17 protein-coding genes are annotated in these 23,248 nt (G+C 70.3%); 9 read left to right on the forward strand and 8 right to left on the reverse strand.

Annotated features, from left to right (window positions below):
* Positions 1–79: 79 nt before the first annotated feature.
* The 3 genes from ACFYXH_RS04955 to ACFYXH_RS04965 all read right to left on the reverse strand — a co-directional run bounded on the left by ACFYXH_RS04955 (position 80) and on the right by ACFYXH_RS04965 (position 4,726).
* Positions 80–1,729: a polysaccharide deacetylase family protein gene (locus ACFYXH_RS04955; protein ID WP_389560689.1), complete on the reverse strand. Its 1,650-nt coding sequence runs from the start codon at positions 1,727–1,729 to the stop codon at positions 80–82.
* A 91-nt stretch (positions 1,730–1,820) separates the two neighbouring features.
* Positions 1,821–3,389, reverse strand: a complete 1,569-nt coding sequence (locus ACFYXH_RS04960; protein WP_389560690.1) for a glycosyltransferase — start codon at positions 3,387–3,389, stop codon at positions 1,821–1,823.
* A complete protein-coding gene (locus ACFYXH_RS04965) occupies positions 3,389–4,726 on the reverse strand; it encodes a nucleotide sugar dehydrogenase (RefSeq protein WP_389560691.1) in 1,338 nt (445 codons plus the stop codon). Before ACFYXH_RS04965 ends, ACFYXH_RS04960 begins: the two co-directional genes overlap by 1 nt.
* 416 nt (positions 4,727–5,142) lie before the next feature.
* On the opposite strand from ACFYXH_RS04965, the gene ACFYXH_RS04970 reads away from it, so the two are divergent.
* Positions 5,143–6,138: an SDR family oxidoreductase gene (locus tag ACFYXH_RS04970; RefSeq protein WP_389560693.1), complete on the forward strand. Its 996-nt coding sequence runs from the start codon at positions 5,143–5,145 to the stop codon at positions 6,136–6,138.
* 144 nt (positions 6,139–6,282) lie between these two features.
* Here the strand turns inward: ACFYXH_RS04970 and ACFYXH_RS04975 are convergent, their stop codons facing one another.
* A complete protein-coding gene (locus ACFYXH_RS04975) occupies positions 6,283–8,472 on the reverse strand; it encodes an MMPL family transporter (RefSeq protein ID WP_389560694.1) in 2,190 nt (729 codons plus the stop codon).
* Between the two features lie 217 nt (positions 8,473–8,689).
* On the opposite strand from ACFYXH_RS04975, the gene ACFYXH_RS04980 reads away from it, so the two are divergent.
* Entirely contained in the window at positions 8,690–9,958 is a 1,269-nt protein-coding gene (locus tag ACFYXH_RS04980; protein ID WP_389560696.1) for a sensor histidine kinase, read from the forward strand.
* Entirely contained in the window at positions 9,943–10,590 is a 648-nt protein-coding gene (locus tag ACFYXH_RS04985; protein ID WP_389560697.1) for a LuxR C-terminal-related transcriptional regulator, read from the forward strand. Before ACFYXH_RS04980 ends, ACFYXH_RS04985 begins: the two co-directional genes overlap by 16 nt.
* Before the next feature lie 87 nt (positions 10,591–10,677).
* On the opposite strand, the gene ACFYXH_RS04990 is transcribed toward ACFYXH_RS04985, so the two are convergent.
* A complete protein-coding gene (locus tag ACFYXH_RS04990; RefSeq protein ID WP_385309527.1) occupies positions 10,678–11,211 on the reverse strand; it encodes a GNAT family N-acetyltransferase in 534 nt (177 codons plus the stop codon).
* Positions 11,212–11,409: 198 nt separating this feature from the next.
* Between ACFYXH_RS04990 and ACFYXH_RS04995 the strand changes: the two genes are divergently transcribed.
* Positions 11,410–12,963: a DUF1996 domain-containing protein gene (locus ACFYXH_RS04995; RefSeq protein ID WP_389560700.1), complete on the forward strand. Its 1,554-nt coding sequence runs from the start codon at positions 11,410–11,412 to the stop codon at positions 12,961–12,963.
* Between the two features lie 84 nt (positions 12,964–13,047).
* Here the strand turns inward: ACFYXH_RS04995 and ACFYXH_RS05000 are convergent, their stop codons facing one another.
* Complete coding sequence (locus tag ACFYXH_RS05000; RefSeq protein WP_389560701.1) at positions 13,048–13,542, reverse strand: hypothetical protein; 495 nt, start codon at positions 13,540–13,542, stop codon at positions 13,048–13,050.
* A 105-nt stretch (positions 13,543–13,647) separates the two neighbouring features.
* Here ACFYXH_RS05000 and ACFYXH_RS05005 point away from each other — a divergent pair, with 105 nt between their 5' ends.
* The 4 genes from ACFYXH_RS05005 (at position 13,648) to ACFYXH_RS05020 (ending at position 20,625) form a co-directional block, all read left to right on the forward strand.
* The gene (locus tag ACFYXH_RS05005; RefSeq protein ID WP_389560703.1) at positions 13,648–16,752 is read left to right on the forward strand and encodes an alpha-N-acetylglucosaminidase TIM-barrel domain-containing protein; all 3,105 of its coding nucleotides are present in this window, start codon (positions 13,648–13,650) and stop codon (positions 16,750–16,752) included.
* 127 nt (positions 16,753–16,879) lie between these two features.
* Positions 16,880–17,680: a tyrosine-protein phosphatase gene (locus ACFYXH_RS05010; protein ID WP_389560705.1), complete on the forward strand. Its 801-nt coding sequence runs from the start codon at positions 16,880–16,882 to the stop codon at positions 17,678–17,680.
* A 47-nt stretch (positions 17,681–17,727) separates the two neighbouring features.
* The gene (locus ACFYXH_RS05015; RefSeq protein WP_389560707.1) at positions 17,728–19,752 is read left to right on the forward strand and encodes a hypothetical protein; all 2,025 of its coding nucleotides are present in this window, start codon (positions 17,728–17,730) and stop codon (positions 19,750–19,752) included.
* Between the two features lie 123 nt (positions 19,753–19,875).
* Positions 19,876–20,625, forward strand: a complete 750-nt coding sequence (locus tag ACFYXH_RS05020) for a TetR/AcrR family transcriptional regulator (RefSeq protein ID WP_389560709.1) — start codon at positions 19,876–19,878, stop codon at positions 20,623–20,625.
* Here the strand turns inward: ACFYXH_RS05020 and ACFYXH_RS05025 are convergent.
* Positions 20,610–20,960 carry a 5-carboxymethyl-2-hydroxymuconate Delta-isomerase gene (locus ACFYXH_RS05025; protein ID WP_389560710.1) on the reverse strand — a complete coding sequence of 117 codons (351 nt, stop codon included), beginning with the start codon at positions 20,958–20,960 and terminating at the stop codon, positions 20,610–20,612. The two genes, ACFYXH_RS05020 and ACFYXH_RS05025, sit on opposite strands and share 16 nt — an antisense overlap.
* 113 nt (positions 20,961–21,073) lie before the next feature.
* Here ACFYXH_RS05025 and ACFYXH_RS05030 point away from each other — a divergent pair, with 113 nt between their 5' ends.
* Complete coding sequence (locus ACFYXH_RS05030; RefSeq protein WP_389560712.1) at positions 21,074–21,583, forward strand: GNAT family N-acetyltransferase; 510 nt, start codon at positions 21,074–21,076, stop codon at positions 21,581–21,583.
* 34 nt (positions 21,584–21,617) lie between these two features.
* Here ACFYXH_RS05030 and ACFYXH_RS05035 read toward each other — a convergent pair whose 3' ends face one another.
* Positions 21,618–23,216, reverse strand: a complete 1,599-nt coding sequence (locus ACFYXH_RS05035; protein WP_389560713.1) for a SpoIIE family protein phosphatase — start codon at positions 23,214–23,216, stop codon at positions 21,618–21,620.
* Positions 23,217–23,248 lie beyond the last annotated feature (32 nt).

The raw sequence follows: 23,248 nt of genomic DNA on the forward strand, positions 1-23,248 counted from the left end.
CCGCCGAGGAGCGCACCGCGCAGCCACGCCCGGCGGGACGTGGACGGAGCGCTCGGGGCGCTGAGTCGGGGCGTATCCGTCATCGGTGTCCTCCTGCAGATGTCTGTGATGTACGGGAGATCGGGGTGACCCGCAGGTCGGCGAAGGCAGGCCAGCTGTTGGCCCGGGCACCTCGGCTCACCGCCAGGCCGATGCCACCGCGGCTGGACGGCCCCGGGGGGCTGTCGACGGAGAGTCGGACGGTGCCGTCGATCACAGCGACAGTCCGCGTTCCGCTGACAGTCACCTCCACGTGGTGCCGCGCGGACGATGGGAGTTCCCGCCTGACGAGCACGACGTCATCGCCTGCGGCTGCGATCTGAGCGGTGTCCCGGGAGACTCTGATGGCCAGGGCCGACGTGCTCCCGACCCGGACGACCAGGTTGCCTCTGGGGCCGCGGGCGTTCAGCCCGCTGATGTCGACGGAGGCGGTGTAGTCGATCCAGTCGGCGGTGGCGTACGGGGCGTAGGAGGCGTACACATACGAGCGGCCTTGCGGATAGGGGCCCCGGCCGGTGAGGAACCCAATGGTCTCCGCGTGGTGCCAGTCGACCTTCGCCCAGTGCCGCGGCTGCTCCAGGGGTCGGCCGGAGGGCGGTAGTGGGGTACGGGACACGACCTCGCGCAGCAGCGCTTCGGGGGTCGTGCCGCTGAACACCTCCAGCCGCTGGATGTTCTTCTGCGCCGCGGAGCGCCGGCCGGCCGGCGTCGGGCTGAACGTCCTGTCGGTCAGCGTGGCCGCGAAGAGCTGCCGGAGAAGGTTGCGCGCGTACACCGTCGTGGCGCTGCCGGGCGTGGCCTTGCCGGGTGTGCCGTTGCCCGGCCGGGCGCTGTCCGCGTCGGAGAACGGGTACGCGAACAGCCGCGGCCTGGGGAGGCCGTGGGACTTGAAGTCCCTCAGTGATGCGGCGAGATCGCTCCGGACACGCGCACGGTAGTGCGCCAGGCTCTCCAGTTTGCCGTCGGCGGGGTTGTAGATCCGGTTGGTCAGGAACGAGCCCTTGCGGCCGTCCGGGCCAACGACTCCGCGACTGTGCAGGTCGTGCGTATGGTCTTGGAAGTCCCACCGGCCGGAGCGGGCCATCCGGCTGACCTCCTCCCAGGACAGGTAGTACGGGCGGTGCTTCCCGACCCGGCCGGAAATCAGGAACGACGTGGCGTGCTGGTGGTGCCGCGCGAGAATGCGGTCCGCATAGCGCCACAGACCGTCGGTTCCGTCGTCGAAGGTGAGCAGGACCGACCGGCGGGGCACGGCTCCGCCCTGGAAGTAGGAGACGAACTGGTCAGCCGTCAGCGTCTGGTAGCCGGCGGCGCGCAACGCGGTGAGCTGCGCGTCCAACTGCTGGGGTGTCACCACAAAGCGGTTGCCGTCGCTGTCGGGCCGGACGTCGTGGTACGTAAGCACCACCGGTGCCGCATGCTGGGGCAGGCCGGACCCGAGCGCCCGCCACTTGTTCAGGGTCTGCGCATCGATGTCGGCGGGGGCGGTGGTGTACTGGGGGCTGAGGCTCTCGCGGGCCTCGTGCAGCCGCCACGCCACGGCGAAGGGCACCGTCACCACCAGAACAGCGGCCAGGGCCAGCAGGGCGCGCAGCAGTCGGCGCCTCGGAGGGGCGGCGGGGGGAATATCGCGCCCGGACGGCGACCGGCCCGCTGGTGGGCTACCCGGCGGCGCTAGGGAAAGGGCCATGTCTCCGTTCCTCCGCGAGACAGCACGACGAGGTAGAGGGCGAGGACGACCGCGCCGGTCACGGCCACGGTGAACATGCGGATGACAGCTCTCATGTCGCGCTCCGCGACCACACACCGCGCCGGATGGTGGCGGCGGAGTAGAACAGCAGCCACGACAGCAGCACGGACGAGAGGAGGCTCATCAGCGGCCGGTAACGCCATCCGGTCGAGCCGGGATTGTCGAGCCTGAACGCGAGGCCCCAGAAAGTTCCTTTGACGAGGACCCCGGCCAGGTAGAGCAGGGTGAGGAAGTACGTTCCCTGCAACGGCACCCACACCAGGTGGCGCACCGCCATCACCGGGGCGGCCAGCACCCACAGGGCGTGCAGGTAGTACAGGGCCGCGGGACCGAGCCCGCGCCGCCAGATGAATGTTCCGGTGAAGAAGAGGTTGCGGACGAAGCTCTTCTTCCACCGGACCTGCTGGCGCATGAAGGGCCGGAACCGGGTCGGCACATTGGTCCACACCTTGGCCGACTCGACATAGCCGACGCGCCACGGGAGCTCCGGGTAGTCCGCGGCCCGCACAAACGGCGAGTCGGCGTACCGGCGCTTCAGCCGCCGACCCTTCCACTGCTGGCCGAGGACGTATCCGGTGAGCTGGCGGTCGGTGGCGAAGCGGAACTCGCCGCCGAGGAAGCGGTCACCCGCCCAGGCGGGCAGGTAGTTGTAGACGGCGTCTCGGCGGAAGACGGCGAGCGGCCCGGAGACGCAGGTCACGGAGCCGAACGCGGACTCGGCAGCCTTGGACACCCGGAACTGGCCCTCGTACCAGACGTCCTGGATCCGGGAGAGGATGCTCTCGTCGGCGTTGAGCGCCCGCGCGTGCCCGCTGACCGCGCCGAGTTCCGGGTGGCGCAGCAGCGCCGTGACGCAGCGGGTGAGCGCGTCCTCGGCCAGCACGCAGTCGGAGTCGGTGAAGGCGATCACATCGCCGTCGGCGAGCTCAGCGGCCCGCACCAGAGCGTGCTTCTTGCCCACGTTCTGTTCCAACGGAAGCACGGTGATGGCGAGTTCTGCGGCGAGGGACGCCAGAATCTCCCGGGTGCCGTCGCTGGAGCCGTCGTCCACCACCACGATCTGCAGATCCGGATAGTCGCTGGCGACCATCGAGCGCACGCACGCCTCGATGCACTCGGCCTCGTCCTTGACCGCCAGCAGAAAGCTCACCCGCGGCAGCGCCGGCAGCGCCGGGAACTGGGAGAGGTTGCGGGGCCGCCTGCGCAACTGGCGCACTGCGGGGTCGTCGTACAGGGCGTAGGCGACGTAGAAGATGGCGATCGCCCCCAACAGCACCAGGAAGCCATAGCCCAGCAGGAGGGGAGACTGGAGGAGTTCGGGAGCGCTCCGGGCCAGGAGCAGCAGGAGCGGCAGCAGAAGCAGCAGGGTGATCAGCCGCCGTACGGCCTGCCGCAGTACGGGATCGAGCCGGCCCAGCCTTCCGGCCGGGCGCCGGGACCGCCGATGCCGCGGGGGCGGCGCGTGGTTCAGGCTTCCGAGGACCGGGCGCCGGGACTGCTCCGGCGGGGACGGCGAGAGCGCTCGGGCCTGGTCCTGCGTCCTGGGCGGGGCCGGGGCCGGGGCCGGGGTCGTGCTGTAGCCGGTGGCTTGGACCGTCATCACACCACCGTCCGGCCCTTTACCGCGTCCAGGCGGTAGGTGGCGTCCAGGACGAGTGGCTGCTCCTCGAGCCAGTCCAGATCCTGGCCCCGATGGACGGTGTGGACCACCACCAGGTCCCAGACCTGGGCCTGCGGCTTCGCCTCGCTCTCCATCCGCTTCCCGGCGACGGCAAGTTCCGTCACCCTCGGGTCGGTGTACGAGACCACGGCGCCTGCCTGGGTCAGCTCGGCGAGGATCTCCAGCGCCGGGGACTCCCGCAGGTCGTCCACATCCGGCTTGTAGCTGACGCCGAGGACCAGAACACGGGCACGACTGAGCGGCACACCGCGGTCCGCGAGGAGTTCGCGAGCCCGGCGTACGACCTTCCGGGGCCTGGTGGCGATCGCGGTCATCGCTGTATCGATGAGCGGCAGGGCGACGCGCTGCCGACGCAGTTGCCAGAGCAGGTAGTGCGGGTCGCAGGGAATGCAGTGGCCACCCACCCCCGGCCCCGGGCGGAACGGCATGAACCCGTAGGGCTTCGTCGCGGCGGCGTTGATCACCTCCGTGACCTCGAGCCCCAGGTGCCCGCAGGCTGTGGCGAACTCGTTGGCCAGCGCGATGTTGACGGCACGGAAGGTGTTCTCCAGGAGCTTGCACATCTCGGCGGCTTCCGGGGAGCCCACCTGATGGACCTCCGGTGCCGAGCCCTTGAGAACGGCGACCGCACGGCGGGTGCACTCCTCGGTCTCGCCGCCCACGACGCGCGGCGTGGCGTTCTGCGGGTGGACCGTGTTGCCCGGGTCGATCCGCTCCGGGGAGAACGCGACGAACACGTCGCGCCCGGCGTGCATGTCCCGGTCAGCCAGCGGCCGCAGCAGCAGGTCGCGGGTGGTGCCGACGTAGCTGGTCGAGGTCAGCACGATGGTCTGGCCGGGTACCGCGTGTTCCACCACGGTGGCGCAGGCCGCGGAGAGTGCGCTCAGGTCCGGTACGAGATGCTCGTCCACCGGAGTGGGTACGCAGATCACGACGGTACCCGCGGCCGCGAGCCGCTCCGGATCGGTGGTCAGGGTGCACGTGTCACTCCCTGCAAACTTCCGCAGCCGCTCGTGGTCGTCGGAAACCAGGTCGACTCGGCTGGCGCGGATGTCGTCGATCCGCTGCTGACTCGCGTCGAGTCCGATGACCTCGTTCCCCGAGGCGAGCAATGCGAGAGCCGTGGGGAGTCCCACGTATCCCATACCTACGATCGCCACCGGTCTCCGGTCGACCGGCTCGGGGGCAGTGGCAGTTCTGTCTTCGGAGGATGACTGAGGCCAGACCGGCAGCGCACGGCCCCCGGCGATAGGCACAGCGAAAGTTGACAACGGGTCCCCTGAGACGTGGAAAGGCGCGGCGGTTGCCGCCGGATTGACAAGACACGTGCCCCAGAACACTCGTAACGGGGCGCAACCACGAGACTACCGAAGAGCGAACGTTTCATTGGTGAATGTCATAGTGTGTCGATTTTGTGTGTGTCACGTGTTGTACACGGACGCGAGAGTCTCGAGGTCTGTCGTCACACACAGATCAACGAGACCGCCGCCTTATGTACACGCCCACTTGGGACTTGATCGTCCGGACCCGCGCGGCCCGAAAGGCGCGCATCGGCGACATGGTCCGCACATGCCGCCGCCCTGGGGCCGGGGTTCGGGAGAGGCCCGCGCTTCACTTTCCTGTCAGCAGAATCGTTTTCGTCCGGAACGGCCCATCAGGCAGAGTCGCGGGTATGAGACTTCTGATTCTGGGAGGCACGGAGTTCGTGGGCCGTGCGGTGGTCGAGTCGGCCCTTGCGCGCGGCTGGGAGGTGACGGTCTTCCATCGCGGGCGGCACGAAGCACCGGCCGGTGTCACATCGCTGCTCGGCGACCGCACCGCGCCGAACGGGCTTGCGGCGCTCGCGGACGGCGAGTGGGACGTGGTCGTCGACACCTGGTCGGCCGCGCCGTCGGTGGTACGGGATGCGGCCCGGCTGCTGGCGGGTCGGGTCGGCCGCTATGTCTATGTATCGAGCTGCTCCGTGTATGCCTGGCCGCCCTCGGCCGGCAACGACGAAACCTGCCCGGTGGTGGAGGCCTCGCCCGACGCGGTCGAAGTCCCTTACGCGGAGGCCAAGCGGGGCGGGGAGCTGGCAGTGCTGGACGCGATCGGTGAGGAGCGGTCGCTGCTGGTGCGGGTGGGGCTGATCATCGGCCCGTGGGAGAACATCGGCCGACTGCCGTGGTGGCTGCGGCGGATGGCCCGCGGCGGCCCGGTGCTGGCGCCGGGTCCGCGGGACACCCCGCTGCAGTACATCGACGTACGCGACCTCGCGGAGTGGATGCTTGATGCGGCGGTACGGGGCCTGAGCGGCCCGTACAACCTGGTGAGCGAGCCGGGCCACACGACGATCGGCGAACTGCTGGAGGCGTGTGCGCGAGCCACCGGCTCGGACGCGGAACTGCGCTGGACGCCACCGGAGGCGATCCTGGCGGCAGGCATCGAGCCCTGGACGGACCTCCCGATCTGGATCCCGCAGGAGCAGCAGCCGGAGCTCCACCGCGCGATCCATGGAATGAACGTCGCCAAGGCGCTTGCCGTGGGCCTGAGTTGCCGCCCGGTCGGCGTGACGGTGACGGATACGTGGGCTTGGCTCCAGTCCCTGGGCGGCCACGCACCCCAACGGCCGGACCGCGTGCCGGTTGGCCTGGACCCGGTGGTGGAGGCGAAGTTGCTTGGCGTCTGAACGGGTCGCCTGAGGCGGGCGTATTCCCCTACCCGCCCCTTCCCGCTGTGCCGATGTGCGGCTGCGCCGCGTGGGGGGCTCCGCCCGGACCCCGCGCCTCACCGCCCCCTGAAGGGCGTACCGGGTCCGGGGCGGAGCCCCAGGTCAGGCCCGAGTCCTCCGCAGGTCCGTCGGCACCGGGGACGCGTGGCGGTCGCCCGGCGGCGTCGGCCGTACGTCCGACTCGCCGTGTTCGAGTTGCGGCAGCCACCTCAGGCCCTTCGGCGTGCGCCAGTTCCGCTCGCCCAGCAGCGCCATCACCGACGGCAGCAGCACCATCCGTACGATCGTCGCGTCCAGCAGCACCGCCACCGCGAGGCCCACGCCCATCTGCTGCATGTCCTGCATGGACAGCGTCCCGAAGACCGCGAACACCGCCACCATGATCGCCGCCGCGCCCGTCACCGCGCCCGCCGTGCGGCGGATGCCCTCGTTGATCGCCGCGCGCGTGTCCGTCCCGCGGTCACGCGCCTCGCGGATCCGCGACACCACGAAGACGTGGTAGTCCATCGACAGACCGAACAGCACCACCAGGACGAACAGCGGCAGCCAGCCCTCGATAGCGCCCACTGCCTCCGTACCGAGCGCCGACGCCCCCCAGCCGTGCTGGAAGACGGCGACCATGACGCCGTACGCGGCCGCCACCGAGAGCAGGTTGAGCAGGATCGACGTCACCGCGATGACGTAAGACCGGAAGCAGAACAGCATCAGCAGGAACGTCACCGCCGTGATGAACGCGAAGACCGGCACGATGCCGCGCTTCAGCTGGTCGTTGAAGTCGACGGACCCCGCCAGCTCACCGCCCACATGCACCTGCGCCCCGGTCCCGGCGAACGCCGCCGGCACCCGCTTCTCGCGCAGGTCCGCGAGCGCTTCCCTGGAGCGGGCGTCGCTGCCGTTGCCGGCCAGCGCCACCTCGATCTCCGCGACGTTCTGCGCCTTGTGCACGGTCACCTTGTCGGACTTCGCGTCGAACTTCGCGAGCGCGCCCCGCATCCGCTCCGAGCCGATGTCGTCGGCCTTCACGACCACCCGCGCCGGCTCCGGACCGCCCGGGAAGGCCTCGGTGATCTTCTTGTACGCGACGGACAGCGCGGCGTCGGAGCCGAACTGCTTCTCCATCCCGAGCTGTTCGGTCTTCATGCCCACCGCGGGCGCCGCGAGTACCAGCAGCACGGCGACCGCACCGAACGCGAACAGCTTCGGCCTGGCGAGTACGGGCCTGAGCACCGCGCCCGCCACCGCGCCGCTCTCGTGCGCGCCCTTCTTGCCGCGTCGGTTCAGGATGGGAATCCGTCCCGCGTCGATCCGGTCCCCCAGCCAGGCCAGCAGCGCGGGCAGCACCGTCACCGAGCCGAGCATCGCGATGAAGACGACGAGGATCGTGGCCAGCGCGAAGCCCTTGAAGAGCATCAGCCCGGACAGGAACATCCCGGCCATCGCCAGCATCACGGTCACACCGGAGACGAGGACGGCCCGCCCGCTGGTCGCGGCAGCGATCCGCAGCGCGGTCTCGGCGTCGTGCCCGGCGGCCCGCTCGTCACGCTCGCGCCGCAGATAGAACAGGCAGTAGTCGACGCCGACCGCGAGCCCCATCAGGAACATCACGGAGTACGTGCTCTGGAAGAGGTGCAGCTGATGGCTGGCCAGCGAGAGCAGACCGAAGGCTGCCATGCATGCCGTCAGCGCGAGACCGACCGGGAGCAGCGCCGCGACAACGGCCCCGAAGGCGACCAGCAGAATGCCGAGCGCCAGCGGTACGGCGGTGAACTCGGCCTTCTGGAAGTCCTCGGAGAGCAGATCGCCGAGCCATTTCTCCGAGCTGGCCTGCCCGAACTGATATATCTCGACGTCCTGTTGGACCTTGCCGGTGTCCCGTACGGCGTCGAGCACGGGCTGCACCCGGTCCGCCGCCGTCTTCGAATCGCCCTTGATCTGGAAGCGGATCAGCGCTTCCCTGCCGTTCTTGGAGGCGAGCGGCGGCTCGACCTTCTGCGCCTCGCCCGTCTTGTCGATGGCCACGGCCAGCTCGCGCGCCGCGTCCTTCCAGCCGCCGGCCGTCCTGCTGCTGACCAGGACGAGCTCGCCGGCCGGTTGATCCAGGCCGGCGTCGTCGAGGATCTTCTGGGCCCGCGCGGAGTCGCCCGTACCCTGCTCGGACTCGGACATCTCGACCATTCCCGATGCCCCGCCGACCACCGTGGCCAGGACGACGAAAAGCAGCCAGCCGATGATCGCCGTTTTGCGGTGGTGTGCGCTCCACACACCGATACGTGCCGCGAGGTTACGCCGCATGGCGTTTCGCCCCCAGAGGTAAGCGCCGAATAAGTCGAGTACGACGCTAGAAATCCGCGGCCTCGCGTCCCAGCCGTCAAGGCCCCCTGCCGCGGAGACGAAAGGCGAGCTCAGAAGGGTGGTGCCAGGTACACCCCCAGCTGGTGTCCCGGCCCAGTGCCGTGACTGCGGGCACGGGCGACACTGGTGCCCGAGACCGAACAACGAGGGGGATCCGATGAACGCGACGAAGGCACGTGACGCGGTGGTGGCCGGCGCACGAGGGCTTGCGCTGGCACTCATGGGGCTGGTGGGCTCGGTCACAGTCTTCAGCCTGGCGGTGGTCTCCATGGCCCTCATACCGATCGGTGTGGGTGTCTTCACCACACCCGCCCTGCTGCACCTGGTGCGGGCCCACGCCAACAGGCGGCGGCTGCTGGCGGCCCAGTGGTCCTCGGTACGCATCCCGCTCCCGTACCGCCCCCTCCCCCGCGATATGCGCACCGGCATCACCGGCCAGGTGGAGCGCTGCACACTGATGTTGAAGGACCCGGCGACCTGGCGCGATATGCAGTGGCTGCTGGTGGACATGACGGCGGGGGCCATCGTCGCGATCCTCCCGCCGTCGCTGGTGCTGGAAGGCATCTTCGGTCTGCTGCTCCTCGCCGGTCTGTGGCAGCCGATCGTCGAGGCGGACGGCACGTACTGGTATTCCTTCGTCCCGGTCGACGGATGGGGCACGGCTGGTCTTGCCTCGCTGCTCGGACTGGTCTGGCTGACCGTCGCGATGAACGCCAACCAGCTGCTGATCCGCACCCACTTCAGGCTCAGCCGGGCGATGCTCGCCCCGAACCACGACCTCGAGCTGGAGCAGCGCATCGACCGGCTCACCGAGACCCGGCACGACGCCCTGGACACCTCGGCAGCCGAACTGCGCCGTATCGAGCGGGATCTGCACGACGGAGCACAGGCCCGGCTGGTCGCCATGGGCATGAACCTGGGCACCATCGAGGCGCTCATCGAGAAGGACCCGGCGCAGGCCAAGGAGCTCATCTCCAAGGCCCGCGAGTCCTCCGCCGAGGCGCTGACCGAACTGCGCGACCTGGTCCGCGGCATCCACCCGCCGGTGCTGGCGGAGCGCGGCCTCGGCGACGCGGTCAAGGCCCTGGCCCTGCGGCTGCCGGTCAGGACCGAGGTGGACGTGGAGCTGTCCGGCCGCGCGGACGCGTCCGTCGAGTCGGCGGCGTACTTCGCGGTCAGCGAGGCGTTCACCAACGCGGTCAAGCACTCCGGCGCGGACCGGTTCTGGGTCGACGTCACCCACTCGGGCGGCTTCCTGCGTATCGCGGTCACGGACAACGGCAAGGGCGGCGCGGTGATCGGAACCGGCTCCGGACTGAGCGGTATCGAACGCCGACTCGGTACATTCGACGGCGTCCTGGCCGTCAGCAGTCCCGTGGGCGGTCCCACCATGGTCACCATGGAGATCCCTTGCGAGTTGTCCTAGCCGAAGATCTGTTCCTGCTGCGTGACGGCTTGGTCCGCATGCTCGAGGCCTACGACTTCGAGATCCTGGCCGCCGTGGAGAGTGGACCCGAACTCACCAAAGCACTCGCCGAGTTGGAACCGGACGTCGCCGTCGTCGATGTCCGGCTTCCGCCGTCGCACACGGACGAGGGGCTGCAGTGCGCCCTGGCGGCGCGGCAGGCCAGACCCGGGCTGCCGGTGCTCGTTCTCTCGCAGCATGTGGAGCAGTTGTACGCGCGTGAGCTGCTGGCCGACGGGAACGGCGGGGTCGGCTATCTCCTCAAGGACCGGGTCTTCGACGCGGAGCAGTTCATCGACGCGGTACGGCGGGTGGCTGCCGGTGGTACGGCGATGGATCCGCAGGTGATCTCCCAGCTGCTGTCGCGGCGGGCGCAGGACAAGCCGATGGGCGGGCTGACCCCGCGCGAGCTGGAAGTCATGGAGCTGATGGCGCAGGGCCGTTCCAATACCGCGATCGCCGGGCAGCTGGTGGTCACGGAGCGGGCGGTGGCCAAGCACACGTCGAACATCTTCGGGAAGCTGAATCTGACGGTGTCGGACGACGACAACCGCCGGGTGCTGGCGGTGCTGGCGTACCTGGACCGCGGCTAGGGCTGTCCCGGGCTGTTCTGTCCTCGATCGCCGGACGGGCTTGGAAATCAAGCCGGTCCGGCGATTGAGGACGAGCCGGCCGACGTATCAGGCCTCGTACTGCGTGAGGTCGATCGCATAGACGCTCAGCGGCAAGCCGTACACCGGGTGCGTCGTCTGACGCTCCAGCTCCATGCCGAGCTTGCGCATCACATTCTCGGAGGCCTCGTGGCCGGTCCGCGCGATGCTGATCACGCGGTCCAGGCCGCGGTCCTGGAGCGCGAACTCCAGTGAGGCGTGGGCGGCTTCGGAGGCGTACCCCTGGCCCCAGAACTGCCGGCCGAGCCGCCAGCCGATCTCCACGGCGGGCAGCACCTCAGGCAGGAACACGGGGACGGACAGGCCCACGAAGCCCGCCAGTTCGCCCGAGGCGAGGAGCTCGACGGCGAAGAGGCCGAAGCCCTCCTCGTCCCACTCCTCCTCCCATCGCTCGATGTCCTCCGCGGTCTGTTCGAGATCGCGGACCGAGCCGTCGCCGATCCACTGCATGACCTCCGGGTCCGCGTTGATCTCGGCCATCGGGACAAGGTCGTCCTCGTGCCAGCGGCGGAGGAGGAGTCGGGGAGTCTGGATCTCGGTCATGGGGCCCATCCTGCCATCCGCTGGCGGGTCCGACTTCAGCGCAATACGCCGGTTTTGCTGATGGAGAATTCTACGAATTCCCGCTCCGAACCCACTCGGCTTGAACACCCCATGAGCCACACCCGTATGGAACGTCGCGCTTCTCCCTCAGCCGGGAACCCCCCTAACCCACACCCGGCGACGAAGCAGAGGAGTTCCATGGGACACGCAACGAGAAAACGCTCGACACTGGCGAACCGGGCGATCGTCGCCTCCGCCGCATTGATCCTGGGCGGGGGTGGGCTGGTCGCGGTCAATGTGTATGCATCCGCGGGCGAAAACCATTCCGGTCAAGGCTCCAATTGGACGAAGAAGGCCGCCGGGCAGCAGGTGTCAACCATCGACTGCCCCGAGGTCGCGAACGGCCTCCCGGACGTGCCGCCTCAGGCGCGCCAGGAAGTCGACGGTGAGCTGGCCAAGATGGACAGCCAGATCACCGACGCGTACAAGAGGTTCGCCGACCAGAAGCAGCAGGTCGAGAGCGATCCTCAATGGGGCAAGAACGCCATCCTGAATCCCCTCAGGGACAAGCGGCGGGCCAGCATCGACCGGATTGCCACGGCCATCGGCCGGAACGGCCAGCGTCCGCAAGGCATGCAGGACCTCGCCGATTGCTCCCTGCAGGCCGACGACGGCAACGCCCAGAACGACGGCCAGAACGACGGCCAGGGTGACGCCAACGGCGGCGACCAGAACGGCGCGAACAACGACGGGCAGGACGGCGCCGACCAGAATGGTGACCAGAATGGCGGCCAGGACGACGGTCAGGGCAATGACCAGGGCGATGGCCAGGGTCAGGGCAATGACCAGGGCAACGGCGGACAGGGCAATGGCCCCGAAGCCGCCGACTTCGTAGACATCCAGTCCGTCCAGCCGAACGTCGCCCAGCCCCAGCAGCGCCGCGGCGGCTCCAAGGGAACCTTCGTCACGGAGTGCGGAAAGAACGAGAACGGCAAGTTCAATCCGGACAATGTCATCGTCGCTCCTGGTGTGAGCAATGGCGCGCACCATATGCACGATTACGTCGGTAACCAGGCCAACGACGCGTTCGCCAGTGACGACGATCTGGCAAACGGTGACACCAGCTGCCAGAACCAGGGCGACAAGTCCACGTACTACTGGCCTGTACTGCGACTGCAGAACGGGCAGGACGAGAACGACGCCCAGGCGGACGGCGGCGGCAAGGACCAGAACGTCGGAGAGATCCAGACTCCGTCCCAGGTCACGCTGAATTTCGTCGGCAATCCGGCGAGCAAGGTCACCGCAATGCCTCGTTTCCTGCGGATCATCACCGGTGACGCCAAGGCATTCACCAACGGCGATGCGAACGCCAATGCCTCCTGGAGCTGCACCGGCTTCGAGGACCGTCAGCTGAAGGACAAGTACCCGATCTGCCCCCAAGGCAGCCAGGTAGTGCGCTCCTTCAAGTTCCAGAGCTGCTGGGACGGCCAGAACACCGACAGTGCGAATCACCGCACCCATGTGGCGTTCGCGGACGCCAACGGCAACTGCGGAAACGGATTCCAGGCGATCCCGCAGCTGGTGCAGCGGATCGTGTACGACGTCCCGCCGGGCCCCGGCTTCGCGGTCGACTCCTTCCCGGAGCAGCTGCACAAGCCGGTCACCGACCACGGTGACTTCATCAATGTCTTCGACGACAACCTGATGAACAAGGTGGTGAACTGCATCAACAGCGGCCAGAAGTGCACGTGATCCACTGACTCGGAAGGCTGGAGCGGCCCCCCAGGGTGGGGGGCCGCTCCGCTGTGACCAGCCCCCCACCACGTACTTGCGCGGTCAGCTCCCGTGGTGCCCCGAGTGGCCCCCCGCGCTCTCCCCGGTGCCGCCGCTGCTCCCCGAGTGATGCTGGGCGCCGGTCTCCACCGAGCCACCGAGCCGGCCGCGCAGGGCTGTGACCACCTTCGCGTCGCCGACCGCGACCCACTTTCTGCCGACGAGATACGAGCCGCCGTAGTCGTTGGCCTGGTTGATCCATTCACGCTGGCCGCGGTCGGTGGCGAAGGTGGCCAGCACATACTTGCCGTCACCCGTGGTGCAGTTGGCCTGCCGCAGCTCGGCCGCATTCGTCTGGATGTTCGGCTTGCACTCTGCCTTCGCCGCCAGCTGCTCCAGGCTGCCCGTCGCTGTCTTCGGCGGCTCGGGACTCTTCTCGCCGCCGCCACGCCCATCGCCGTCATCGCCCGCTCCGCAGGCCGCGGCAAGGGTCAGCACCAGAACTGCCAGTGCTGTCCGGGCCGTACGCCTCGCGCCGGTGTTCGTACTCGTACTCATCCGGCCATCGTGCCCTCTCGCACTCCTGTCGGGTAGCCGAACGACGGGTAACCTGCGCGACACGCACGCACCTGTTGTCACTTGAACAACATGTAAGGAGTGCTGATGAACGAGCTGTCGAGACGTACTCTGCTGGGCACCGCCGGAGCGATCGGCATCGGCGCGGCGTTAACCGGGCACACGCCCGCGTCCGCCGCCGGAGCGGCCGGAGCCGCCGGAGCAGCCGCCCCGGCCGCGGCGGAAGTGTTCTCCACGACACCCGCGCAGGATTCACTCCGGCGGCTGCTTCCCCGCCATGCCGGCCAGTTCCGGCTGCGGGCTCTCGAAGGCCCCGAGCGCTTCCGGGTCACCGGTTCCACCGGCCGTATCGAGGTCGCGGGCACCAGTCCGGCCGTGCTGCTCACCGGAGTCCACTGGTACCTCAAATACGTCTGCTGGGCGCACATCTCGTGGTCCGGCAGCCAGCTCGATCTGCCCGGACTGCTGCCCGCACCCCGTGACGCGCTCGAGCGCTCGGCGACCGTCCCGCACCGGTTCGCGTTCAACGACACGCACGACGGCTACACCGCCCCGTACGCCGACTGGGCGCGCTGGGAGCGGCTGCTCGACGTCCTCGCCCTGCACGGCTGCAACGAGGTGCTGGTGACCCCCGGCCAGGAGGCCGTCTACCACCGGCTTCTGCAGGACTTCGGGTACACCGACACGGAGGCGCGCAGCTGGCTCCCCGCACCCTCCCACCAGCCGTGGTGGCTGCTGCAGAACATGAGCGAGTACGGCGGCCCGCTCAGCCCCGAACTCATCGAGAGACGCGCCGGCCTCGGCAGACAGATCGCCGACCGGATGCGTGAGCTCGGTATGCACCCGGTCCTGCCCGGCTACTTCGGGACGGTCCCGGACGGCTTCGTCGCCCGCAACGCCGGCGCCCGCGTCATCCCGCAGGGCACCTGGAACGGCAAGCGCCGCCCCGACTGGCTCGACCCGCGCACCTCGAGCTTCAGCGACGTCGCCGCGGCCTTCTACCGGCACCAGGCGGAACTCTTCGGCGAGGTCGGCCACTTCAAGATGGATCTGCTGCACGAGGGCGGCACCGCCGGGGACGTCCCGGTGGCCGACGCCGCCCGCGCCGTCGAGAAGTCCCTGCAGAGCGCCCGTCCCGGCGCGACCTGGGTGATCCTCGGCTGGCAGTCCAATCCGCGGCCCGCGCTGCTCGGCGCGATCGACACCGACCGGGTGCTGATCGTCGACGGTCTCTCCGACCTGGACACGGTCACCGACCGGGAGACGGAGTGGGGCGGTGCGCCGTACGCCTTCGGCACCATCCCCAACTTCGGCGGCCGTACGACGATCGGCGCGAACACCGACCGGTGGACCGCGAAGTTCACCGCCTGGCGCGACAAGCCGGGCAGCGCGCTGGCCGGCACCGCGTACATGCCGGAGGCCGCCGAGCGCGATCCCGCAGCCCTGGAGCTGTTCAGCGAGCTCGCCTGGCGCGAGGAGCAGATCGACCGGGACGCGTGGTTCGAGCAGTACGCCGATGTCCGCTACGGCGGCGAGGACCGCTCCGCGCGCACCGCCTTCGCCGCGCTCGCCGCGACCGCGTACAAGTTGACCAGCACCGACGGCCGCCCGTACGACTCGCTGTTCTGCCGCCGACCGAGCATGACCTCCTCCATCGGCACGGCCTTCGACCCGGCCGGGTTCGACCGGGCCTTCGCCGCGCTGCTGGACGTACGGCATGCGCTGCGCGACTGTGACGCGTACCGCCACGACGTGACCGATCTGGCCCGCCAGGCGCTCGCCAACCGCTCGCGCACGCTCCAGCTCCCGCTGCGCGCCGCCTACCTGGACAAGGATGTGGACACCTTCCGTGCCCTGTCCGCGCTCTGGCTGAAGCTGATGCGGCTGAGCGACACCATGGCCGGCTGCCATCGCTCGTTCCTGCTCGGTCCCTGGCTGGAGGATGCCAAGCGGCTGGCCACCGGTCCGGCCGAGGCGGTGGAGCTGGAGCGCACCGCCCGTGTGCTGCTCACCACCTGGGCGGACCGGGCCGCCGCCAACCAGCTCAGCAACTACGCCAACCGCGACTGGCACGGACTGATCAACGACGTCCATGTGCCGCAGTGGGAGGCGTATCTGGAGGAGCAGGCCGCGGCGATGGCCGAGGGCCGCGCACCCAAGTCCTTCGACTGGTATCCGGCGGAGGAGGCATGGACAAAGGACCGGCGCGCCTATCCGGTGCGGCCGACGGGCGACGCGTACCGCACCGCCCGGCGCGTGTACGACACCCTCGCCACCGCCCCGTACCAGGGCTTCGTCACCGTCACCGCGGACCCGCCCGCCTTCACCCCCGGCAGCACAGGCACCGTCGCCGCCACCTTCCGCAACTTCAACGGGCTGCGCTCCACGGGCCGCGTCGACCTGGCCCTGACCGGCCCGGCCGCCGAGCCGCAGGGCCCGACCTTCCTGAAGAGCGTGCCGGCCGGCGGCACCGGCACGGTCTCCTGGCGGGTGACGGCGCCCCCCGAACCGCTTACCGAGCCGCTGGTCGCCATGGACTACGAGCTGCGCACGCAGTACGGACCGCGTGGCGAGGAGCGGGTGGCTGTCACGCAGAAGGGCAAGCTGCAGCTGGCGGCACCGCTGGATCCCGAGTGGCGCACCTTCACCAGCAACGCGGCCGTCTTCGGGCAGGTCGGCGACCGCTTCGCGATCAATGGCGCGGGCAACGACCTGTGGAGGGGAACCACACAGTTCGGCACCGCCTACCGGGAGGGCGCGCTGACGGAGGGTGTGAGCGTCGTCCTGCGGGTGGACTCCCAGGAGAACACCAGCAGTTGGGCCCGGTCCGGCATTGTCGTACGCAACAGCCTGGCGAAGCCGGGGGACGCCGGGTTCCTGAATCTGGCCGCGACGCCCGGCCAGGGCATCGTGCTCTCGTACGACACGAACGCCGACGGAACCCTGGACACGTACCGGCGCATCACCGGTATCAAGGCCCCGGTGCTGCTGCGGCTCACCCGGAACGCCGGGACCTCCTTCACCGGCGCCTGCTCCACGGACGGCGGTGCCACCTGGCGCACGGTCGCCACCGTCTCCGTGCCGGGGTCCGCCGCCGTCCAGGACGTGGGGCTCTTCATGAGCGCGACCAGCGGGGGCAGCGGGGCCAGGGGCACGGTGCACTTCAGCGGCTGGTCGGTCACCGCGGGATGATCCGCTGCCCTGCGGCACCGGCACAGCCGGTGCCGCGCCGGTGGCGTGACCGTCGACTACCGTTCCGCAGAAAGCATGGCTATTCGGTAGATATCGACCGCACGATCAGTCAGGGAGCCTTCCCGCCATGACCGCGATCCCCGCCCACACCGTCGCCAACCTCCGCGACCTCGGCTCCATTGCGCTGCCCGGCGGCCGTTCCGTACGCCCCGGTCTTGTCTTCCGCTCCGGGATGCTCGACCGGTTCGACGCCGCCGCCGATCCGGTCGTCGCCGCGCTGGGGATCCGTACGGTCGTCGACTTCCGCACCGAGGCGGAGCGCCGCGCCCGCCCCGACCACGTCCCCGAGGGCGGGCGGCTGCTGCTCGCCGATGTCTTCGCCGACCAGGTGGCCTTCGGCCGGATGCCGGTCGCGGCCCAGCTGAAGCAGGTGCTGAGCGATCCGGCCGTCGCCGGGCGGGAGTTGGGCGGCGGCCGGGCGCAGGCGCTCTTCACGCACGCCTACCGTGCCTTCGTCATCAGCGACTCCGCGCGGCACGCCTACGGCGCCTTCCTCAGTGAACTCGCCGAGCCCGGCGCGGGACCGCTGCTCTTCCACTGCACGGCGGGCAAGGACCGCACCGGCTGGGCGGCGACGATCCTGCTCACTCTCCTCGGCGCGACGCCGGAGACCGTCGAGGCGGAGTACCTCTCCGTCAATCCGGCGGTACGGCAGGCCTTCGCCTCGCTCGTCGAGGGTTTCATCGCACAGGGCGGCGACCCGGAGACCGCCCTCGCGATGATCGGCGTGTTCCCGGAGTATCTGGCGGCGGCGCTGGACGCGGTCGCTGCCCGCCACGGCACGATGGAGCGGTACGTGCGCGAGGGGCTCGGCGTCCCGGACCAGGCGGTCGAACGCATCCGGGAACGGCTGACAGCGACGAGCTGAGCTCCTGGGCCTGGTGACCGTAAGACGATTCGCTCGTTCTGCTGAACGTGCGCCCACAGGATGTCGTCACCCCGCCCGCTCCCGCTCCCGCCCCCATCGCCGGCCGTGTCGAGGTCGAGCAGGCCGAAGCGGCCCTTGTCGAGCACTACCCCCGGCTCGTACGGATCGCGTATCTCGTACTGCCGCCGTCACTCGGCCGCAACCGCCGTGTACTGACCGCGCACGCCCTCGCTCAGCGCTCGCTGCCGCGCGGCCGCACCGCTCCCGCGGGCGCCACAGACGCCATGGACACGGCGATCCCGGCCTCCCGGCGGGCGCCGGGCGACGCCGACCCCGGCTATGCGTATGTACGGGGAAGGGTGCTGCGCCAGGCCCTGGAGGCCGGACTCCCGCTGCGGCGGCTGGCCTGGCCGAAGCGCTCGCAGCTCCCGCCGCTGCTGCCGCATGTGTGGGGTCTACGGGTCTTCCCGCGCTCGGGCGGTGCCGATGAACTCGCTCTGGACCAGCGCCTCTCCGCGCTTTCGGGGCCCGCGAGGGCGGCCTATGTGCTGCGCGGCCTGGAGGGGCTGCCCGACGCCGAGGTGCAGCAGGCTCTCGGTGCGGCCGGGGTCGGTGATCCGCGGGCCGCGCTGGCCGAGGCGGACGGCATGGACCCGGTGGCGGCGGGAGAGAGCCGGGGTGGAGAGGGCACGGAGGGAAGGGGCGCCGAGGGAGGGGGCGCTGCGGCTCTTCTCGAGTCCTCCGAGTTCGACCCGTGTTCGCTGCAGGCGCGCCCCACCGATCTGATGCGCCGCCGCCAGCACGGCAAGGCGGCCATGGTGGCGGCCGCGGCGCTCGCGGTGTGCGGCGGGCTGCTCGGGCTGCCGGGCGACGGCTGGGGCCCGGACGGTGCGGCCGCGCCGCCGTACGCACGTAACCCCGCGGCCGAATCCGCCCTGGACCCGGCCCGGTTGACGCTGGTCTCCGCCACGGCGTGGCAGCGCTCGTCCCGTACCGACTTCTCCGTCTGGCCGGCCCGCGGCGGTCTCACCGAGGACCGCGCGCTGCTGCGCCGCGCGCTCGCCGTCTGGGCCAGGCCCGGCAGCGCGGTCCAGGTCTCCGCGACCCCAGGCACTCCCCCGGGCCCGCCGATGGGCTCGCCGCAGCTGCTGTTCGCGGGCGAGGTCGACCAGGCACGTGTGGTGCTGCTCCACGACGGGCTGCGCGTGGTCCGCTATGCCGAGCCGAAGGACGGCACCGGCGGTGTGGCGCTCGACTTCGCGCGCACGGACGGCGCCGACGCCGCCTCCTCGGCCGCGATTGTCGCAGGCCGTACCGACGGCAGTGTCCGCTATCTGACGGCTCCTTGGGTGCGCAAGACGTCCGTACGGGATCTGCTCGACCCGGCGGGCAGTCCGCGTCCCCTCCAGCGGGGCACGGACGGTGTGACCAGCCCGCTGACGAGCCCGGCGCAGGCGCGGGACTGCCGGTCCTGGGACGTGCTGGAGGTGCGCGACGAAACGGCCGACCGGCTGCTGACCGACCTCGGTGAACTGACCCCGGCCAGGCTCACCTCAGGGCCGCCGGCCGCCCCGAAGGACGTCACCGGTCAGGCGGCCCGCGCCTCGTGGGCCCGTACGGCCTGTCTGCTGCCCGGCGTGCGCGCGCACGGCGTGCGCAGCGTCAACTCGTGGCAGTACGCACAGCAGTCGCTGCCCGAGTCGAACGGCACGGCGGCCTGGCTGTGCACGCGAGCGGAGACCTGGCGGGGTACGGGTAGCCGGGCCATGGCGCAGTTCCACGCGCCGGGAGCACAGGCGGGTGCGCCGGGTGCGATCGCGGCGCGGGCCGAGGACTCGCCGTCCTGCGGAGTGCGGGATCCGCGGGTGCTGGCGGGCGTGCTGTGGAAGTCGCAGGCGGGGCACTGGTTCGTACTCGCGGCGGGAAGCGAGCAGTTCGCATCGCTGGCCACCTCGGGCGGGGTGGACGGCAGCGCGAAGGGTCATCTGCTGGCGGTACCGGCAAAGGAGGGTGCACGGGCGGAGCTGAACGGCCGCCTGAAGGACGGCCGTCGGGTGGGTGCGCTGCACTGAGCGGCTCCCGGAATCTCCGGCTCACCTCTGTCGCTGCGGTCTACCCGCCAGTACGTCGACGTCATGTCGTAGAGCCTCGACCCGTCGGCCCGATATGCGTTCGCCGCCCGTTAGGGTGTTCGCATGACGACCGGGGTACGCCGCAGGATGGGCGTCGAGGAGCGCAGGCAGCAACTGATCCGTGTGGCGCTGGACCTGTTCAGCAACCGCTCGCCCGACGATGTCTCGATCGACGAGATAGCCGCGGCCGCCGGAATCTCGCGGCCGCTCGTCTACCACTACTTCCCGGGCAAACAGAGCCTGTACGAGGCCGCGCTGCGGCGAGCCGCCGACGAGCTGGCCGCGCGGTTCCAGGAGCCGCCCGAGGGGCCGCTCGGGGCGCGGCTGCTGCGGGTCATGGGACGGTTCTTCGACTTTGTGAACGACCACGGGCCCGGGTTCTCGGCGTTGATGCGGGGCGGTCCCGCGGTCTCCGCGGGCGGAGCCTGCTCCAGGGGCGCGGATTCGGCGACGAACGCGATGATCGACGAGGTCCGGCAGGCGGCGTACGAACAGATCCTGGCCCATCTGGGGATCGGCACTCCGCCGGCGCGCCTGGAGTTGGTCGTACGGTCCTGGGTGTCGCTCGCCGAGTCGACGGCGCTGCTCTGGCTGGACGGGCGGCGCATTCCGCGCGCCGAGCTGGAGTTGCAGCTGGTGCACGACTTCGCGGCGCTGTGCGCGGTGAGTGCGGCGTACGACGAAGAGATGGCGGGCATCCTGATCCGCGTCCTCGTGGACGAGCCGGCCGACGGCCCGTTCGGCGATCTGGTCGGCCGGCTCATGACGCTGGCGCCCTCGCTCTCCAAGGTGCCGACTCAGCGCTTGCGGTAGGACGCTTCCAGGTCACGCACCTCGGTGGAGACGACGGGCACAACGCCCTCGGCCGGCTTCAGATGGCCTGCCAGCAGGTCCAGGACGACTTCCGACAGTTGCGCCTTGAGCTCGGGGGCGCGGCCCGGCAGCAGGGCGATACCGATGTGGATGACGGCGTCGTCGGGCGTACCTCCGGCCACGACCGTCTCGTCGACACGGCGGAACCTCGTCTTGCAGGCGTCCAGTTCGGTGTCGATCGTCTCGACGATCAGCGGGTGAAGCGCGAGCGCGAAGCCCCGGCGGTCGAAGGAGGATTCCAGGTTCGCGGAGTAGTCGACGGTGATCTGCGGCATCGGGCGCTCCAGCACGGGTGACAAAAGATGGTCGGGGCACGATCAGGGCCTGGTCGGGCAGTTGCGGGACCCACCCTTATGCAAGTGTCCATGACCCCGTCAATAATGCTGGAATGAAGATCATCTGTCGGCTCGCCGCCCACACCGATGTGGAAACCCTCGTCGCTCTCTTCGACGGGGCCGCCCGCTGGATGCAGCTCAACGGCATCGCCCAGTGGAAGCCCGGCGACAAGGATGCCGACCACTTCCGGCACTGGATCAAGGAGGGGGAGGTCTGGATCGCGGAGACCGCGGACGGCGATGCGATCGGGGCGTACGAACTGTGGTGGGAGGACCAGCCCGCCTGGGGGATCCAGCCCCCCGTGGCCGGGTATGTGCACCGGCTGATGATCGACCGGGATGCGGCTCCGCCCGGGTTCGGCCGGCTGCTGCTCGCGCACGCCGAGCAGCGGATCGCCGATACCGGGCGGGAGTTCGTACGGCTCGACTGTCTGTCGAACAATCCCGCGCTGCGGACGTACTACGAGGCTGCCGGCTACCGCGTCGCCGGTGAGGAGCCCGGCAAGGTGGCGAAGGACGGCAGCCGTTACGGAGTGATCCTGCTGGAGAAGGCGGTCAGATGAAACCGGTCGGCTGAAGCCCGTCAGCCGAGGCCCGTCAGCCGAGGCCGGTCAGCTGAAGGGCCAGCAGCGCGACGTCGTCCTCCCGGGTGCCGAAGCAGTCCAGCAGGGTGTCGCAGAGAGCGGCGACGCCCCGCGGCGCGTGGGCCGCGGCGTGGCGGAGTCGTTCGAGGGAGACCGTGAGGTCCGTGCCGCGGGTCTCGATCAGTCCGTCGGTGACCATCAACAGCCGGTCGCCGTATGTCAGTTGGACCGTGGACGGATGCGGACGCTCCAGGTCGAGGCCGAGCAGTGGGCCGGAGACCGTCAGGTAGGACGTCTCGCCGTCGGCCGTGACGACCAGCGGGCGGATATGGCCGGCGTTCGCGATCCGGGCGCGGCCGGTGACCGGGTCGATCAGGGCCAGGCAGACGGTGGCCGTGGCCTCCGGGTGGTAGCGCTGGAGCATCCGGTCGAGGCGGTGCAGCAGCACGGCCGGGTCGCTCTCGTCGGTCGCGTACGCGCGCAGGGCGTGCCGAAGTTCGACCATCACGGTCGCCGCGTCCAGCGAGTGGCCGACCACGTCGCCGACGCCGACCAGCAGTCCGGCGGGGGTGGAGAGGGCGACATAGAAGTCCCCGCCGATCTCGGCGTTCCGGGAGGCGGGCACATAGCGCAGAGCGAGGTCGGCGCCGGGCAGGGCGGGCGGCTGCTGGGGCAGGAAGCTGCGTTGCAGGGTCAGCGCCACATGGCGTTCCTCGGCGGCGGTGCGCAGTGTCCCGGCGGTGAGGGCGGTGGCGTGGGCGAGACGGCCGAGCAGATGTGCCGTGTCCGGGTCGTTGGGGGCGTAGGCCGGCCGGGCCAGACAGACCGGCGGCCGGCCGGGTTGGCTGCGGGCCAGCAACAGGGCTGCGCCGCCGGGGACTTCGGGGACGAAGAATCCCGGCGGCCACAGGGGCGCGGGCGCCATCACGGGACGTACACCCGAGCGGCCCGCCATGCACCGCTGCAGCAGCTGAGCCACGGCCGTGCGGGCGCCGGAGTCCGGCGGGGAGTCGCAGCGCCGCGGACTGCCCGCGTACAGCGTGTCCTCGGCGCCGAAGACGAAGGCCGCCGCCGGGCCGCCGGTGAGCCAGGCGGTCGCGGCGGCGGCGAGATCGGCCAGTTCCTGCGGGCCGTGCGCGCAGTGCAGCTCCGTGATCGCGGCCGCGAGCCGGGTCAGCCGGCCCGCCTGCGCCTCGGCGTCGTGACGGGAGCGGGCCCCGCGCAGCGCGGCCCTGATCACCGCCTCGATCTCCTCCGGTTCGACCGGGACCGTCAGATAGGCGTCGGCACCCGCGTCGAGTCCGCGGCTGCGGTCGCGCGGGGTGATCGCCGCGGCGCTGAAGTGCACCACCGGCATCGCAGCGATCACCGGATGGGCCTTGATCCGGCGGCAGAGCTCGAAGCCGTTCATGTCGGGCAGGCCGATGTCGACCAGCGCGGCGTCCGGCAACGCACCCGACCTGAGTCTCGTATCGAGCTCGATCAGGGCGTCGCCGGCGCTCGCGGTGGACACGACCCGGTGGCCTGCCCGGCGCAGCACCGCGCCCATGGCGTAGCGATTGGCCTCGAGGTCGTCGACGACCAGCACAGTGGCGCCGTCGGCTTGGGTCATGTCGCGCATCTCCTCGGACCGAGGACACCCCG

The sequence above is a fragment of the Streptomyces sp. NPDC002730 genome, from assembly GCF_042888805.1.
GTDB lineage: Bacteria > Actinomycetota > Actinomycetes > Streptomycetales > Streptomycetaceae > Streptomyces.

Bases quoted from the DNA above. Each gene is read 5' to 3' on its own strand.
- ACFYXH_RS04975 (WP_389560694.1), bottom strand. From the start codon at position 8,472: ATGCGGCGTAACCTCGCGGCACGTATCGGTGTGTGGAGCGCACACCAC.
- ACFYXH_RS05005 (WP_389560703.1), top strand. From the start codon at position 13,648: ATGAACGAGCTGTCGAGACGTACTCTGCTGGGCACCGCCGGAGCGATC.
- ACFYXH_RS04995 (WP_389560700.1), top strand. From the start codon at position 11,410: ATGGGACACGCAACGAGAAAACGCTCGACACTGGCGAACCGGGCGATC.
- ACFYXH_RS05010 (WP_389560705.1), top strand. From the start codon at position 16,880: ATGACCGCGATCCCCGCCCACACCGTCGCCAACCTCCGCGACCTCGGC.
- ACFYXH_RS04960 (WP_389560690.1), bottom strand. From the start codon at position 3,389: ATGACGGTCCAAGCCACCGGCTACAGCACGACCCCGGCCCCGGCCCCG.
- ACFYXH_RS04980 (WP_389560696.1), top strand. From the start codon at position 8,690: ATGAACGCGACGAAGGCACGTGACGCGGTGGTGGCCGGCGCACGAGGG.
- ACFYXH_RS04990 (WP_385309527.1), bottom strand. From the start codon at position 11,211: ATGACCGAGATCCAGACTCCCCGACTCCTCCTCCGCCGCTGGCACGAG.
- ACFYXH_RS05020 (WP_389560709.1), top strand. From the start codon at position 19,876: ATGACGACCGGGGTACGCCGCAGGATGGGCGTCGAGGAGCGCAGGCAG.
- ACFYXH_RS04955 (WP_389560689.1), bottom strand. From the start codon at position 1,729: ATGGCCCTTTCCCTAGCGCCGCCGGGTAGCCCACCAGCGGGCCGGTCG.
- ACFYXH_RS05035 (WP_389560713.1), bottom strand. From the start codon at position 23,216: ATGACCCAAGCCGACGGCGCCACTGTGCTGGTCGTCGACGACCTCGAG.
- ACFYXH_RS05030 (WP_389560712.1), top strand. From the start codon at position 21,074: ATGAAGATCATCTGTCGGCTCGCCGCCCACACCGATGTGGAAACCCTC.
- ACFYXH_RS04970 (WP_389560693.1), top strand. From the start codon at position 5,143: ATGAGACTTCTGATTCTGGGAGGCACGGAGTTCGTGGGCCGTGCGGTG.
- ACFYXH_RS05025 (WP_389560710.1), bottom strand. From the start codon at position 20,960: ATGCCGCAGATCACCGTCGACTACTCCGCGAACCTGGAATCCTCCTTC.
- ACFYXH_RS05000 (WP_389560701.1), bottom strand. From the start codon at position 13,542: ATGAGTACGAGTACGAACACCGGCGCGAGGCGTACGGCCCGGACAGCA.